Annotated in this window: 11 protein-coding genes, 4 tRNA genes and 1 rRNA gene; 1 reads left to right on the top strand and 15 read right to left on the bottom strand. The window is 51.2% G+C overall.

Annotated features, from left to right (window positions below; all coding sequences use genetic code 11):
- Positions 1-2: 2 nt before the first annotated feature.
- From rpoB to LC417_RS21945, 12 genes are all read right to left on the bottom strand, one after another.
- Positions 3-4,031 carry a DNA-directed RNA polymerase subunit beta gene (gene rpoB, locus LC417_RS22000; RefSeq protein WP_010261046.1) on the bottom strand — a complete coding sequence of 1,343 codons (4,029 nt, stop codon included), beginning with the start codon at positions 4,029-4,031 and terminating at the stop codon, positions 3-5.
- A gap of 330 nt (positions 4,032-4,361) precedes the next feature.
- Entirely contained in the window at positions 4,362-4,724 is a 363-nt protein-coding gene (rplL, locus tag LC417_RS21995; RefSeq protein ID WP_008927142.1) for a 50S ribosomal protein L7/L12, read from the bottom strand.
- 65 nt (positions 4,725-4,789) lie between these two features.
- Positions 4,790-5,287 carry a 50S ribosomal protein L10 gene (gene rplJ, locus LC417_RS21990; RefSeq protein WP_003848098.1) on the bottom strand — a complete coding sequence of 166 codons (498 nt, stop codon included), beginning with the start codon at positions 5,285-5,287 and terminating at the stop codon, positions 4,790-4,792.
- A gap of 365 nt (positions 5,288-5,652) precedes the next feature.
- Complete coding sequence (gene rplA, locus LC417_RS21985) at positions 5,653-6,357, bottom strand: 50S ribosomal protein L1 (RefSeq protein ID WP_010261038.1); 705 nt, start codon at positions 6,355-6,357, stop codon at positions 5,653-5,655.
- Positions 6,358-6,360: 3 nt separating this feature from the next.
- The gene (gene rplK / locus LC417_RS21980) at positions 6,361-6,789 is read right to left on the bottom strand and encodes a 50S ribosomal protein L11 (protein WP_006121495.1); all 429 of its coding nucleotides are present in this window, start codon (positions 6,787-6,789) and stop codon (positions 6,361-6,363) included.
- 147 nt (positions 6,790-6,936) lie between these two features.
- The gene (nusG, locus tag LC417_RS21975; protein WP_003848088.1) at positions 6,937-7,482 is read right to left on the bottom strand and encodes a transcription termination/antitermination protein NusG; all 546 of its coding nucleotides are present in this window, start codon (positions 7,480-7,482) and stop codon (positions 6,937-6,939) included.
- Position 7,483: 1 nt separating this feature from the next.
- A complete protein-coding gene (secE, locus tag LC417_RS21970; protein WP_008927141.1) occupies positions 7,484-7,867 on the bottom strand; it encodes a preprotein translocase subunit SecE in 384 nt (127 codons plus the stop codon).
- Between the two features lie 231 nt (positions 7,868-8,098).
- The gene (tuf, locus tag LC417_RS21965) at positions 8,099-9,283 is read right to left on the bottom strand and encodes an elongation factor Tu (protein WP_010261012.1); all 1,185 of its coding nucleotides are present in this window, start codon (positions 9,281-9,283) and stop codon (positions 8,099-8,101) included.
- Between the two features lie 108 nt (positions 9,284-9,391).
- Positions 9,392-9,467, bottom strand: a tRNA-Thr gene (locus LC417_RS21960).
- A gap of 5 nt (positions 9,468-9,472) precedes the next feature.
- A tRNA-Gly gene (locus LC417_RS21955) sits at positions 9,473-9,547 on the bottom strand.
- Between the two features lie 191 nt (positions 9,548-9,738).
- Positions 9,739-9,823 (bottom strand) — tRNA-Tyr (locus tag LC417_RS21950).
- A gap of 7 nt (positions 9,824-9,830) precedes the next feature.
- A tRNA-Thr gene (locus LC417_RS21945) sits at positions 9,831-9,906 on the bottom strand.
- Between the two features lie 778 nt (positions 9,907-10,684).
- On the opposite strand from LC417_RS21945, the gene coaA reads away from it, so the two are divergent.
- On the top strand, positions 10,685-11,632 hold the full coding sequence (gene coaA / locus LC417_RS21940) for a type I pantothenate kinase (RefSeq protein WP_010672227.1): 948 nt from the start codon (positions 10,685-10,687) through the stop codon (positions 11,630-11,632).
- A gap of 43 nt (positions 11,633-11,675) precedes the next feature.
- On the opposite strand, the gene birA is transcribed toward coaA, so the two are convergent.
- From birA to rrf, 3 genes are all read right to left on the bottom strand, one after another.
- Positions 11,676-12,635 (bottom strand): bifunctional biotin--[acetyl-CoA-carboxylase] ligase/biotin operon repressor BirA, encoded by a 960-nt coding sequence (gene birA, locus LC417_RS21935; protein WP_010261004.1) that lies wholly within the window; start codon positions 12,633-12,635, stop codon positions 11,676-11,678.
- Complete coding sequence (gene murB, locus LC417_RS21930) at positions 12,632-13,669, bottom strand: UDP-N-acetylmuramate dehydrogenase (protein ID WP_033759494.1); 1,038 nt, start codon at positions 13,667-13,669, stop codon at positions 12,632-12,634. Before murB ends, birA begins: the two co-directional genes overlap by 4 nt.
- A gap of 150 nt (positions 13,670-13,819) precedes the next feature.
- A 5S ribosomal RNA gene (gene rrf / locus LC417_RS21925) occupies positions 13,820-13,935 on the bottom strand.
- Positions 13,936-13,940 lie beyond the last annotated feature (5 nt).

Genomic DNA, 13,940 nt, shown 5'->3' with positions numbered 1-13,940 from the left:
GGTTACTCGTCTTCCAGCTCGATGTTGATACCCAGCGAGCGAATCTCTTTCAACAGTACGTTGAAGGATTCCGGCATGCCCGGTTCCATCTGATGGTTACCGTCAACGATGTTTTTATACATCTTGGTACGGCCGTTGACGTCATCAGACTTAACGGTAAGCATTTCCTGCAGGGTATACGCGGCACCATATGCTTCCAGTGCCCATACTTCCATCTCACCAAAGCGCTGACCACCGAACTGTGCCTTACCACCCAGCGGCTGCTGAGTAACCAGGCTGTAGGAACCGGTTGAACGTGCATGCATCTTGTCATCAACCAGGTGGTTGAGTTTCAGCATGTACATGTAGCCAACGGTTACCTGACGTTCGAACTGCTCACCGGTACGGCCGTCAAACAGGGTAATCTGACCGGAAGAAGGCAAGCCGCCGAGCTGCAGCAGCTCTTTGATTTCGCTCTCTTTCGCGCCATCAAACACCGGAGTGGCGATTGGCATACCTTTCTTCAGGTTCTCAGCCAGACGCAATACTTCGTCGTCGGAGAAGGTGTTCAGGTCAACTTTCTGACGCAGATCGCTACCCAGGTCATAGGCGCGCTGGATGAATTCGCGCAGTTTCGCGACGTCTTCCTGCTTTTTGAGCATGGCGTTGATCTTCTCGCCGATGCCTTTCGCTGCCATACCCAGGTGGGTTTCCAGAATCTGACCGATGTTCATACGCGATGGTACGCCCAGCGGGTTCAGAACGATGTCAACCGGCGTGCCGTTTTCATCGTAAGGCATATCTTCGATCGGGTTGATCTTAGAGATAACACCTTTGTTACCGTGACGGCCTGCCATTTTGTCACCCGGCTGAATCTGACGCTTAACAGCCAGATAAACCTTAACGATTTTCAGCACGCCTGGTGCCAGATCATCGCCCTGGGTGATTTTACGACGCTTACCTTCAAGTTTTTTCTCAAACTCGTGCTTCAGCTCGTCGTACTGCTCTGCCAGCTGCTCCAGCTGGTTTTGCTTGGCTTCGTCAGTCAGACCAAGTTCCAGCCAGCGCTCGCGCGGCAGCTTGTCCAGTTTGTCTGCTTCAACGCCACCAGAAATCAATACGTTCTGGATACGGCTGAACAGGCCCGCTTCCAGAATCTGCAGTTCTTCAGACAGGTCTTTCTTGGCCTGCTTCAGCTGCATCTCTTCAATTTCCAGCGCACGTTTATCTTTTTCCACGCCATCGCGGGTAAAGACCTGAACGTCGATCACGGTGCCTGACACGCCATTCGGTACGCGCAGTGACGAATCTTTCACGTCAGAGGCTTTTTCACCGAAGATAGCGCGCAGCAGTTTCTCTTCTGGCGTCAGCTGGGTTTCACCTTTTGGCGTAACCTTACCAACCAGAATGTCACCACCGGTCACTTCAGCACCGATGTAGACGATGCCTGACTCATCCAGTTTAGAGAGTGCAGCTTCACCCACGTTCGGGATATCAGCGGTAATCTCTTCCGGCCCCAGTTTGGTGTCACGCGACACGCAAGCCAGTTCCTGAATGTGGATAGTCGTAAAGCGATCTTCCTGAACCACACGCTCGGAGACCAGGATGGAGTCTTCGAAGTTGTAACCGTTCCACGGCATGAACGCTACGCGCATGTTCTGGCCCAGCGCCAGTTCACCCAGATCGGTGGACGGGCCATCTGCCAGCACGTCGCCGCGCTCAACCGGCTCACCCAGAGAAACACATGGCATCTGGTTGATGCAGGTGTTCTGGTTAGAACGGGTATATTTGGTCAGGTTGTAGATGTCGATACCGGCTTCGCCAGCATGCATTTCGTCTTCGTTAACTTTGATAACGATACGTGATGCGTCGACGTACTGTACGGTACCGCCACGTTTGGCAACGGCAGTTACACCGGAGTCAACGGCAACAGCACGTTCCATACCCGTACCAACCAGCGGCTTATCAGCACGCAGAGTCGGAACGGCCTGACGTTGCATGTTCGCACCCATCAGGGCGCGGTTAGCATCATCGTGTTCCAGGAACGGGATCAGGGACGCACCGACAGAAACGATCTGTTGAGTCGAAACGTCCATGTAGTCAACCTGATCGCGGCTGAACAGACTTGATTCGCCTTTGCTACGGCAGGTGACCAGGTCATCAACAAACGCGCCGTTATCATCAAGAGGGGCGTTCGCCTGAGCGATAACGTAGTTACCCTCTTCGATAGCAGAGAGGTAGTGAATCTCGTCAGAAACCAGACCGTCGATAACACGGCGGTAAGGCGTCTCAAGGAAACCGTACTCGTTGGTCTGTGCATACACAGACAAGGAGTTGATCAGACCGATGTTCGGGCCTTCAGGGGTTTCGATTGGGCAGACACGACCGTAGTGCGTTGGGTGTACGTCACGCACTTCGAAGCCGGCACGCTCACGCGTCAGACCACCCGGGCCGAGAGCAGAGATACGACGTTTGTGCGTAATCTCTGACAGCGGGTTGTTCTGATCCATAAACTGAGAAAGCTGGCTGGAACCAAAGAACTCTTTCACCGCGGCCGAAATTGGCTTCGCGTTGATCATGTCCTGTGGCATCAGGGTATCAAGGTCGCCCAGTGACAGACGCTCTTTCACCGCACGCTCAACACGTACCAGACCGACACGGAACTGGTTCTCAGCCATTTCACCGACTGAACGAATACGACGGTTACCGAGGTGGTCGATATCGTCCACTTCGCCTTTACCGTTACGGATGTCGATCAGCTTCTTCATCACTTCGATGATGTCATCTTTGCTCAGGATGCCTGAACCTTCGATTTCATCACGCAGCAATGAACGGTTGAACTTCATACGACCCACAGCAGAAAGATCGTAACGATCTTCAGAGAAGAACAGGTTCTCAAACAGGTTCTCTGCTGCTTCGCGTGTTGGCGGCTCACCAGGACGCATCATGCGGTAGATCTCAACCAGTGCGCTCAGACGATCGCTGGTTGGGTCGACACGCAGGGTCTCGGACATATATGGACCGTGGTCCAGATCGTTGGTGAACAGCGTTTCGATGCGCTTGTGACCGGACTGGCTCAGTTTGGCCAGCAGATCCAGTGACAGTTCCATGTTCGCTGCAATGATCAGCTCACCGGTGCTCTCATCGATGTAGTCTTTAGCGACCACTTTGCCCGCGATATATTCAACCGGAACTTCGATGTGCTGAATGCCATCTTTTTCCAGCTGACGGATATGGCGCGCAGTAATACGGCGTGCTTTTTCAACGTAGACGGTGCCGTTCGCTTCGATATCGAAGGTCGCAGTTTCACCGCGCAGGCGCTCAGGCACCAGCTCCATCTGCAGCTTGTTGTCGCGAATTTCAAACACCACTTTCTCGAAGAAGATATCGAGAATCTGAGGTGTAGTGAACTGCAACGCACGCAGGATGATAGTGGCCGGCAGCTTACGACGACGGTCAATACGGACAAACAGGTTATCTTTCGGGTCAAACTCAAAGTCGAGCCATGAACCGCGGTAAGGGATGATACGTGCGTTGTAGAGCACTTTACCCGATGAGTGGGTTTTACCCTTATCGCTATCAAAGAACACGCCAGGACTACGGTGCAGCTGAGAAACGATAACGCGCTCGGTACCATTGATAACAAAGGTACCATTGTCGGTCATGAGCGGAATTTCGCCCATGTAGACTTCTTGTTCTTTAATGTCTTTTACGGTGCCTTCTGGCGCTTCGCGCTCATAGACCACCAGACGCAGTTTCACGCGCAGCGGTGCCGAATAGGTCACGCCACGGATCTGACACTCTTTCACGTCAAAGACAGGTTCACCCAGGCGATAGCTGACATACTGCAACTCAGAGTTGCCGCTGTAGCTCGCAATAGGGAATACAGAGCGGAATGCAGCTTCCAGTCCGTACTGACCTTCTGGATCTTGCTCGATAAACTTCTGGAACGAGTCGAGCTGGATGGAAAGGAGATAAGGTATGTCCAGTACTTGCGGACGTTTACCAAAATCCTTACGAATACGTTTTTTCTCGGTATAGGAGTAAACCATAGGGTTCCTCAGCTAGCTGACAAGTCGACCCACGCTGTCCGTCCTGACAGGACAGTTCATGCAACACGATTTTGTTTGATTCACTGGCTGCGCAGCAGCAGTGCAATACCTCTTTCTATCACGCTTAAATCATTTCATCGCTGTTGCGAGGGCAGGGAACCCGCACAGGTAGAGCGGTATATTAAGTCGTCGATAGAGAAAGATATTGAAGAGTAACAATGGACAAACAGTGTGAAACCCCATTGAGACCCTGTAGCGCAAAAAGGCTGGTGACCAAAAAGTCACCAGCCATCAGCCTGAAACTATTCAGACTGCAACCCGAAGGCTGTCTTACTTAACTTCAACTTCAGCGCCAGCTTCTTTCAGAGCAGCTTCAAGTGCAGCTGCGTCATCTTTGCTGATCGCTTCTTTGATTACGCCAGTTGCTTCAACCAGATCTTTGGCTTCTTTCAGGCCCAGACCAGTTGCAGTACGTACGGCTTTGATTACTGCAACCTTGTTCGGGCCAACAGCTTTCAGGACTACGTCGAATTCAGTTTTTTCTTCAACAGCTTCAGCCGGGCCCGCAGCAACAGCTACAGCAGCAGCAGCAGAAACGCCGAATTTTTCTTCCATAGCAGAAACCAGCTCAACTACTTCCATTACGGACATCGCTGCAACAGCTTCCAGAATTTGGTCTTTAGTAATAGACATGACAATTGTTCCTAAGAATCAGAAAAAGTTTATACGTAAGCAAGTACGAAGAAAAGAAGATGGCCTTAAGCCGCTTCTTTTGCATCGCGTACAGCAGCCAGAGTGCGGACCAGTTTGCCGGCAGCGGCTTCTTTCATGGTCGACATCAGACGTGCCAGTGCTTCTTCGTAGGTCGGCAGCGTTGCCAGACGGTCAATATTGGCCGCCGTGATCAGCTCACCTTCAAAGGCTGCAGCTTTGACCTCAAATTTTGCATTCGCTTTCGCGAAATCTTTGAACAGACGAGCAGCAGCGCCCGGGTGTTCCATAGAATATGCAATCAGGGTCGGACCAACAAACGTGTCTTTCAGGCACTCAAACTGAGTTCCTTCAACGACGCGGCGCAGCAGGGTGTTACGAACAACACGCATGTAAACGCCAGCTTCACGGCCTGCTTTACGCAGTTCGGTCATTTTATCAACGGTAACGCCACGGGAATCCGCAACAACCGCTGAAAGCGCACCTTTGGCTACTTCGCTGACTTCAGCAACAATCGCTTGTTTGTCTTGAAGATTTAATGCCATTAGCTTTTGCTCCTGGATTTGACCGGGAAAGGATTTCCCCGGAACTCACTTCACTTACTCACCCCAAGGGGAAATAAGCGCTCGAACACGGTGAGCAGAATCCAGCTAAGAAAAAATTCTTTTGGTTCTGTCACCGTCTACGCAGGGTATTAAGCGGAATATCCGGAGATAAGCAGCTCCTGCGGTCTTGGACGGAGGCCAGGATAAGGCCTGGCTCCAACCTAAATTCTGTGCGACGCAGCAGAGTCAGAGGGAAAGGCGATACACGCAACAATCAGTTCTGGCTCTCTGGTGTCCTGTTCCGTTAATAACAGAACAACGGGCGTAAGATTCTAGGTGAATTTTTCGCCCGTTTCAAGCAGCAATTAGTTTGCTGTTGCGTTCAGACCAGCCTGGTCAACGGCAACGCCGGCGCCCATGGTGGTTGAAAGGCTAACTTTCTTGATGTACACGCCTTTCGCCTGAGATGGTTTTGCTTTTTTCAGCGCAACCAGCAGAGATTCCAGGTTTTCTTTCAGTTTGTCAGCGTCAAAGTCCACTTTACCGATGGTAGTGTGGATGATGCCGTTTTTGTCGTTACGATAACGAACCTGACCCGCTTTAGCGTTCTTAACCGCTTCAGCAACGTTAGGCGTTACAGTACCGACTTTCGGGTTTGGCATCAGGCCACGTGGACCCAGAATCTGGCCCAGCTGGCCAACAACGCGCATTGCATCCGGAGAAGCAATAACAACGTCAAAATTCATTTCGCCTTTCTTGATCTGATCAGCCAGGTCTTCCATGCCTACCAGCTCAGCGCCTGCTGCTTTAGCAGCTTCAGCGTTGGCGCCCTGGGCGAAGACAGCAACACGTACTGAACGACCAGTACCGTGTGGCAGAACGGTCGCGCCGCGAACGTTCTGATCAGATTTACGTGCATCAATGCCGAGGTTGACAGCAACGTCAACGCTTTCAACGAACTTGGCAGTAGCCAGTTCTTTCAGCAGAGCAACAGCTTCAGCAATATCATACTGCTTGGTCGCGTCAACTTTGTCGCGAATTACGGTCATGCGCTTGGTCAGCTTAGCCATTTCTTAGTCCTCTACTACCAGGCCCATGGAACGAGCAGTACCTTCGATTGAGCGAGTCATCGCTTCAACGTCAGAACCAGTCATGTCCGCAGCTTTGGTTTCTGCGATTTCACGTACCTGAGCACGAGTCACTTTACCGACTTTATCTTTGTTCGGCTTACCAGAACCAGACTTGATGCCCGCTGCTTTTTTCAGCAGCACGGCAGCCGGAGGCGTTTTGGTAATGAAGGTAAAAGAACGGTCGCTGTATACGGTGATAACAACTGGAGTCGGCAGACCTTTTTCCAGAGATTCGGTCTTAGCGTTGAACGCTTTACAGAATTCCATGATGTTAACACCCTGCTGACCCAGAGCTGGACCAACCGGTGGACTTGGGTTCGCCATACCAGCTGCAACCTGCAGCTTGACGTAGGCTTGGACTTTCTTAGCCATGATATTTCCTCAATTGGGTTATAGCGCCTGTAAAGGCTCCCCGTGATAACGATTTACACGCTGTTGCCAGCGCATAAAAACAAAAGGCGCGAAATTGTAGTTAAATTTCGCGCCTGCTGCAACAGCTAATTTGTGAGCGGAAAGAGGTTAACCTTTCTCCACCTGACCGAAGTCGAGCTCAACCGGCGTGGCACGTCCAAAGATGGAAACGGATACCGTCAGGCGGCTCTTCTCGTAATCCACATCTTCAACCACACCGTTAAAGTCAGCAAAAGGACCGTCATTAACGCGAACCATTTCACCTGGCTCAAACAGCGTTTTCGGACGAGGCTTGTCGCCGACCTGCTGCAGACGGTTCATGATCGCATCAACTTCTTTATCGCTGATAGGTGCCGGACGGTCAGATGTACCGCCGATGAAACCCATCACGCGTGGGACGCTGCGTACCAGGTGCCAGCTGGCGTCATTCATCACCATCTGAACCAGTACGTATCCCGGGAAAAACTTGCGCTCGCTCTTACGACGCTGGCCACCACGAATTTCAACGACTTCTTCAGTCGGAACCATGACGTCGCCAAACAGCTCTTCCATGTTGTGCAATTTGATATGCTCGCGCAGCGATTGTGCTACGCGGCCTTCAAAACCGGAAAACGCCTGTACGACGTACCAGCGTTTCTTTGGAGCTTCAGACATCTCAGAACCTCAGGCCAGTGATAAACGATACCAGACGGACCAGAATACCATCCAGCCCCCACAAAATCAGTGACATCACGGCAGTAACCGCGGCAACGATTAACGTGGTGTGCAGCGTTTCCTGGCGGGTTGGCCAGATAACCTTACGCATTTCTGTTCTTGCTTCACGAGCAAAAGCCACGGTCGCTTTGCCTTTGGTCGTTAAAAGCGCAATGCCGCCAGCCGCTGCAATCAGTACAACTACGGCTAAAGCACGCAGTGGCAGTGACACATCACGATAGAGGTAGTTACCTACAATCGCTGCAAGCAGCAGTAATACGACTACTACCCACTTTACCGCTTCCAGGCCACGCCCGCTCCCTTGAGCTTCGGTATTCGCACTCATAAACCAACCTGCCACAATAATTCAGAAACTATTCTGCCCCGCAGTGCGAGGCGTCCAAACCGAATGAGCTTTTGGGGCGTAACTCGGTATCCAACGCCGCATAACAGAGCCTGTCTCAGCAATGATTATGATTCAAAAAATCACTGATGAGCCAGGTTCTATGAAACAGCGTGCAAAAAGGGCATCAAATGATGCCCTTTCCGTGTGCATTGCGTCAAACGTTATCGGTAATTATGCGATAACTTTAGCAACAACACCCGCGCCAACGGTACGGCCACCTTCGCGGATTGCGAAGCGCAGACCTTCGTCCATTGCGATTGGGTGAATCAGGGTAACAACCATTTTGATGTTGTCGCCTGGCATGACCATCTCAACGCCTTCTGGCAGCTCTACTGAACCGGTTACGTCAGTTGTACGGAAGTAGAACTGTGGACGATAGCCTTTGAAGAACGGAGTATGGCGGCCACCTTCGTCTTTAGACAGAACGTAAACTTCTGACTCGAACTGGGTGTGCGGCTTGATTGAGCCTGGCTTAGCCAGAACCTGGCCACGCTGGATGTCTTCACGCTTGATACCGCGCAGCAGAACACCACAGTTTTCGCCTGCCTGACCCTGGTCCAGCAGCTTACGGAACATCTCAACACCGGTACAGGTTGATTTCGCAGTATCTTTGATACCCACGATTTCAACTTCGTCGCCGACTTTAACGATGCCGCGCTCAACACGACCGGTAACAACGGTACCACGGCCAGAGATTGAGAATACGTCTTCGATTGGCAGCAGGAACGGCATGTCGATCGCACGGACTGGATCCGGGATGTAGTTGTCCAGGTGTTCAGCCAGCTCAACGATTTTTGCTTCCCACTCAGGAACGCCTTCCAGCGCTTTCAGAGCAGAACCACGAACGATCGGGGTGTCATCGCCTGGGAAGTCGTACTGTGACAGCAGGTCACGTACTTCCATCTCTACCAGTTCCAGCAGCTCTTCATCATCAACCATGTCACACTTGTTCAGGAACACGATGATGTAAGGAACGCCAACCTGACGACCCAGCAGGATGTGCTCACGGGTCTGTGGCATTGGGCCATCAGTCGCAGCAACAACCAGGATCGCGCCGTCCATCTGCGCAGCACCGGTGATCATGTTTTTCACATAGTCGGCGTGGCCTGGGCAGTCAACGTGAGCGTAGTGACGTGCAGCAGTCTCATACTCAACGTGTGCGGTGTTGATGGTGATACCGCGGGCTTTTTCTTCAGGCGTGCTGTCGATCTGATCGAATGCACGAGCCTGGCCGCCGTTGGTTTTAGCCAGTACGGTAGTGATAGCTGCAGTCAGGGTGGTTTTACCGTGGTCAACGTGACCGATGGTGCCCACGTTTACGTGCAGTTTGTTACGTTGAAATTGCTCTTTAGCCATCGCTAGTCCCTCTAAGACACGGATATATCAATGATATCATCACATTAACCAGGCAATGCCTGACTGCAAGGAAGTTACAGAGAAAATCAGGAGGGAGATTAAAGGAAGTGGTGCTGATACCCAGAGTCGAACTGGGGACCTCACCCTTACCAAGGGTGCGCTCTACCAACTGAGCCATATCAGCACATCTGGAGCGGGCAGCGGGAATCGAACCCGCATCATCAGCTTGGAAGGCTGAGGTAATAGCCATTATACGATGCCCGCATCCTGGAACTCGGCTACCTGTTCTTTCTGTAGCTTGCAGATAACAGAGATGTTTCTCTACTATCTACTGCCTGTCAGCGAAGCTGACCGACTTTGACTTCGCTAACGCTCAGTCTGAATTCAGGGTGATAAGTGACTCACCTGACAGATAAACAGGTTGTTTATCTGCGTACCCAACCGCGAGGTTGAGATGGTGGTGGGAGAAGGATTCGAACCTTCGAAGTCTGTGACGGCAGATTTACAGTCTGCTCCCTTTGGCCGCTCGGGAATCCCACCTACTTGATGGTGCCGGCTACCGGAATCGAACTGGTGACCTACTGATTACAAGTCAGTTGCTCTACCAACTGAGCTAAGCCGGCATCAAGTGGAGCGCATTCTAGGAAGGTCGGGCTCTGGATGCAACTAAAAAATCGCTTATTTTTTTCTATCGCTTACTATTTGTGCAAATCATCGCATTTTAGTGTTTTTGTGCAGAATATTTGTGCAATCTGGTCCTGTTTTCATAGGATCAGTCAGCCCGCGCTAATGCCTCACGCCTCTCTCTGGACCGCTTTTCAGCAGGTAAATGATCTGCAGGCAGTATTTTTATTTCACACGCCTGTACCGAACGATGCTTTTTTGACCTCGCCTGCGCTTTTTTTTCATGTGCAGGCACTTTTCTGTAGAAAGCAGGCCTGTTTTGACATGCGTGTCCCTTATGTCGGTACGACGATGACCAGGCGTGGAGCCTTTCAAAATGACTCTATGCCGTTTGTTCTTTTGCTGAAGTTCTTATGGCACATATTGAATCTGTACCGCCTCAGCCTCTCTCTATGCCCTTATGGCGGCGTTTTGTCATTCAGACGTTGTCAGATGTGAAAAGCAGATAAAAGCCACACATGCGCTGTGATGACCTGCAATATCATAAACAACGATAAAGCAGTAAAAATTAAAGCCACCATGATGTTTTGTGGGTATGCCGACGAAAGCGAGATCACGTTTATCTTTTTACTTCTGTTAAAAGCCATACTGGTGATACCCTCCAGCCCATTGTTCTCACTGATAAACCAGCGATTCGTGATTCACTTCACCTGTGCTGTCCTGCTTATCGGATAACACGCGGTTGATAGCCATGAATTTGCGGTCAGATGCATGCTTATGGATAAAACGACCCCCCTGACAACGCCTTATTTAGAGTTCACTCGTGAGCAATGGGCTGCATTACGTGATTCCGTACCTATGACGCTGTCAGAGGAAGAGATCGCGCAGCTGGAGGGCATCAACGAGGATCTCTCGCTGGAGGAAGTAGCGGAAATTTATCTGCCACTTTCGCGTCTGCTTAATTTTTATATAAGTTCTAACGTTCGCCGACAGGCTGTACTGGAGCAATTTCTGGGCACCAATGGCCAGAAAATCCCCTATATCATCAGTATTGCGGGTAGCGTAGCGGTCGGTAAAAGCACGACTGCGCGTGTCTTGCAGGCTTTGCTCAGCCGCTGGCCTGAACATCGCAAAGTCGAATTGATCACCACTGATGGCTTCCTTCATCCTAATGCCGTGCTGAAAGAGCGTGGGTTAATGAAGAAAAAAGGATTCCCGCAATCCTACGATATGCACCGGTTGGTCAATTTCGTCTCCGATTTGAAGTCGGGAGCCAGTCAGGTGACTGCTCCGGTCTATTCACATCTGATTTATGATGTCATCCCTGATGGCGATAAAGTGATACAGCAGCCTGATATTCTGATTCTGGAAGGTCTGAATGTATTACAGAGTGGAATGGACTATCCCCACGATCCCCATCATGTCTTTGTTTCAGACTTCGTCGATTTTTCTATCTATGTTGATGCAGAGGAAGATCTCCTGCAAAGCTGGTATATCAATCGATTCCTGAAATTCCGCCAGGGCGCATTTACCAATCCGGACTCCTATTTCCATCATTACGCCCAGCTTTCAGAAGCAGAAGCGGTTGAAATTGCTGGCAATTTATGGAAAGAGATTAACTGGCTTAACCTGCAGGAAAATATCCTGCCGACGCGCGAACGAGCCAGCCTGATTATGACCAAAAGTGGCGATCATGCAGTCGATAAGGTTCGCTTGCGTAAATAACTGCTGTCATAAAAAAGCCTGCGTTGCTGCAGGCTTTTTTTACTCAGACAGGACGCAGTGATATTTCTCCACCCACCCAGGCTTTTATTTCGCCATCCTGTTCCAGTAACAGGCCACCCTGGCTGTCTACGCCTCGCGCAATACCATGGACCTCACGTTCACCGATAAGCAGCTTAACCGGCCGGTTAATAAAGTTATCCAGCGCAGCCCAGCGTGCGACAAACGGGGTTAATCCCTCCTGCTCAAAGAGCGGCAGAGCTTCGCGCAGACTGTTGATCAGACGTGCCGCCAGCTCATTGCGGTTTACCGTTACCCCGGCCTCCTGCAGGTTAATCCAGCCCTGATTAATCTGTGATGCATCGGCTGTTCGCATCGCCAGGTTAATCCCCGCACCAATCACGATCTGCGCAGCATCGCCGGTTTTACCTGTCAGTTCGACCAGAATACCCGCCAGTTTACGATCGTTCAGGTAAATATCATTGGGCCATTTTACGCGGACATCATCGGCCCCTAATGAACGTAATGTCTCAGCCATGATAATGCCAATTACCAGGCTCAGACCCATCGCCGCTGCCGGCCCCTGCTCCAGACGCCAGTACATAGACATGTAGAGGTTCGCGCCAAAGGGCGAAAACCACTGACGGCCACGACGGCCGCGACCCGCCTGCTGATATTCCGCAATGCAGGCAGCACCCGACTCCATTTCATGCATACGTTCCAGCAGATACTGATTTGTGGAATCAATCACCGGGATTACCGAGACGTTACCCTGCGTAACCTGTGAGAGTATCGCCTGCTCATCCAGCAGCTGTATCGGGGCAGAGAGACTGTAACCTTTACCTGTCACAGTATAGACGTCAAGACCCCAGCTTTTTAACGTCTGGATATGCTTATTTATGGCTGCGCGACTCATGCCCAGCGTTTCACCCAGTTGCTCACCGGAATGGAACTCACCATCCGATAAGATATCAACCAGCTTTAGCGGAACATTATGGTCTTTCATGCGATCACCCCGACGGCATTACACTCACCCTGCGCCTGAATAAAGCGGACTTCGGGCTCAAGCCAGACATCAAATTTTTCACCAACCTGAGCGCGTACGGTTTTTGCCAGCGCAACGATATCGTCGGGAGTGGCATTTTCAGCGTTGATCAGCACCAGAGCCTGTTGCTGGTGAACTGCCGCGCCCCCGATGCGATAACCTTTCAGCTGGCACTGATCGATAAGCCATCCTGCTGCCAGTTTGATTTCACCATTTGGCATCAGATAGTGTGGCAAAGCCGGAAAATGCGTCAGTAGTGAGCTGCACTGCGCCTCGGTGACGACAGGATTTTTAAAAAAGCTGCCTACATTACCGGTGACTTTCGGATCGGGTAATTTGCTCTGCCGCATCTGGCATACCGCGTGATAGACATCCCAGGCATTGGCCGTCACCGGATTGAGCGTTTTCAGATCGCCGTAGGTTAATACCGGTTGCCATTGCTTAGGCAATATTATCCCGACTGCGACGATGACATAGCCTGACTGGTAGTGATGTTTAAAAATGCTGTCACGATAGCCAAACTCACAGGCTTCACGATCGAGACGTTCTGTCTGACCACTGTGCAGATTAAGTACATCCACGTATTCGCAGACGTCTTTTAATTCCACGCCATAAGCACCTATGTTCTGAATCGGTGCCGAACCGGTCATACCAGGGATCAACGCCAGATTTTCCAGGCCTGTGATCCCTTTTTCCAGCGTGCTTTTAACCAGCTGATGCCAGTTCTCACCTGCCCCAACGTGCAATTTCCAGCACTCATATTCATCCTGAATTTTGATGCCTTTGATGCGGTTCAGCACCACTGTACCGGCAAAATCTTCCAGGAAGAGGACATTGCTGCCTTCACCGAGCACAAGGAAAGGCGTTTGATCACTCTGGCTGGCCTGCCATGCTGCCAGAATGGCGGCTGGCGTCTCGGCGACGATGCGTTTCTGTGTATGTACTTCAAGCCCAAGCGTATTGTCGGCTTTTAAGGAGGGATGCTGGCTGGACATTTGACGGCCTTTACTGAGTTATCTGGCCGTAGTTTACCGTATCAGAGAGGGGTTCTCAGGCTGTTTTCGGAGGTTATGATGAGGTTTTTCACGATCTGCAGACGTAAAAAAGCCCCGCACTTTCGTGCGGGGCTTCTTCACTTGTTTAATGCCTGGCAGTTCCCTACTCTCGCATGGGGAGACCCCACACTACCATCGGCGCTACGGCGTTTCACTTCTGAGTTCGGCATGGGGTCAGGTGGGACCACCGCGCTAAAGCCGCCAGGCAAAT

It is taken from the genome of Pantoea sp. OVA07A (assembly GCF_019969975.1).
In the GTDB taxonomy this organism is placed as follows: Bacteria; Pseudomonadota; Gammaproteobacteria; order Enterobacterales; family Enterobacteriaceae; genus Pantoea; species Pantoea agglomerans.
The sequence above is the reverse complement of the archived record's forward strand: the minus strand, read 5'-3'. Positions and strand labels throughout refer to the sequence as shown.

Bases quoted from the DNA above. Each gene is read 5' to 3' on its own strand.
- murB (WP_033759494.1), bottom strand. From the start codon at position 13,669: ATGTCCAGCCAGCATCCCTCCTTAAAAGCCGACAATACGCTTGGGCTT.
- coaA (WP_010672227.1), top strand. From the start codon at position 10,685: ATGGATAAAACGACCCCCCTGACAACGCCTTATTTAGAGTTCACTCGT.
- rpoB (WP_010261046.1), bottom strand. From the start codon at position 4,031: ATGGTTTACTCCTATACCGAGAAAAAACGTATTCGTAAGGATTTTGGT.
- rplA (WP_010261038.1), bottom strand. From the start codon at position 6,357: ATGGCTAAGCTGACCAAGCGCATGACCGTAATTCGCGACAAAGTTGAC.
- birA (WP_010261004.1), bottom strand. From the start codon at position 12,635: ATGAAAGACCATAATGTTCCGCTAAAGCTGGTTGATATCTTATCGGAT.
- tuf (WP_010261012.1), bottom strand. From the start codon at position 9,283: ATGGCTAAAGAGCAATTTCAACGTAACAAACTGCACGTAAACGTGGGC.
- rplL (WP_008927142.1), bottom strand. From the start codon at position 4,724: ATGTCTATTACTAAAGACCAAATTCTGGAAGCTGTTGCAGCGATGTCC.
- rplJ (WP_003848098.1), bottom strand. From the start codon at position 5,287: ATGGCATTAAATCTTCAAGACAAACAAGCGATTGTTGCTGAAGTCAGC.
- rplK (WP_006121495.1), bottom strand. From the start codon at position 6,789: ATGGCTAAGAAAGTCCAAGCCTACGTCAAGCTGCAGGTTGCAGCTGGT.
- nusG (WP_003848088.1), bottom strand. From the start codon at position 7,482: ATGTCTGAAGCTCCAAAGAAACGCTGGTACGTCGTACAGGCGTTTTCC.
- secE (WP_008927141.1), bottom strand. From the start codon at position 7,867: ATGAGTGCGAATACCGAAGCTCAAGGGAGCGGGCGTGGCCTGGAAGCG.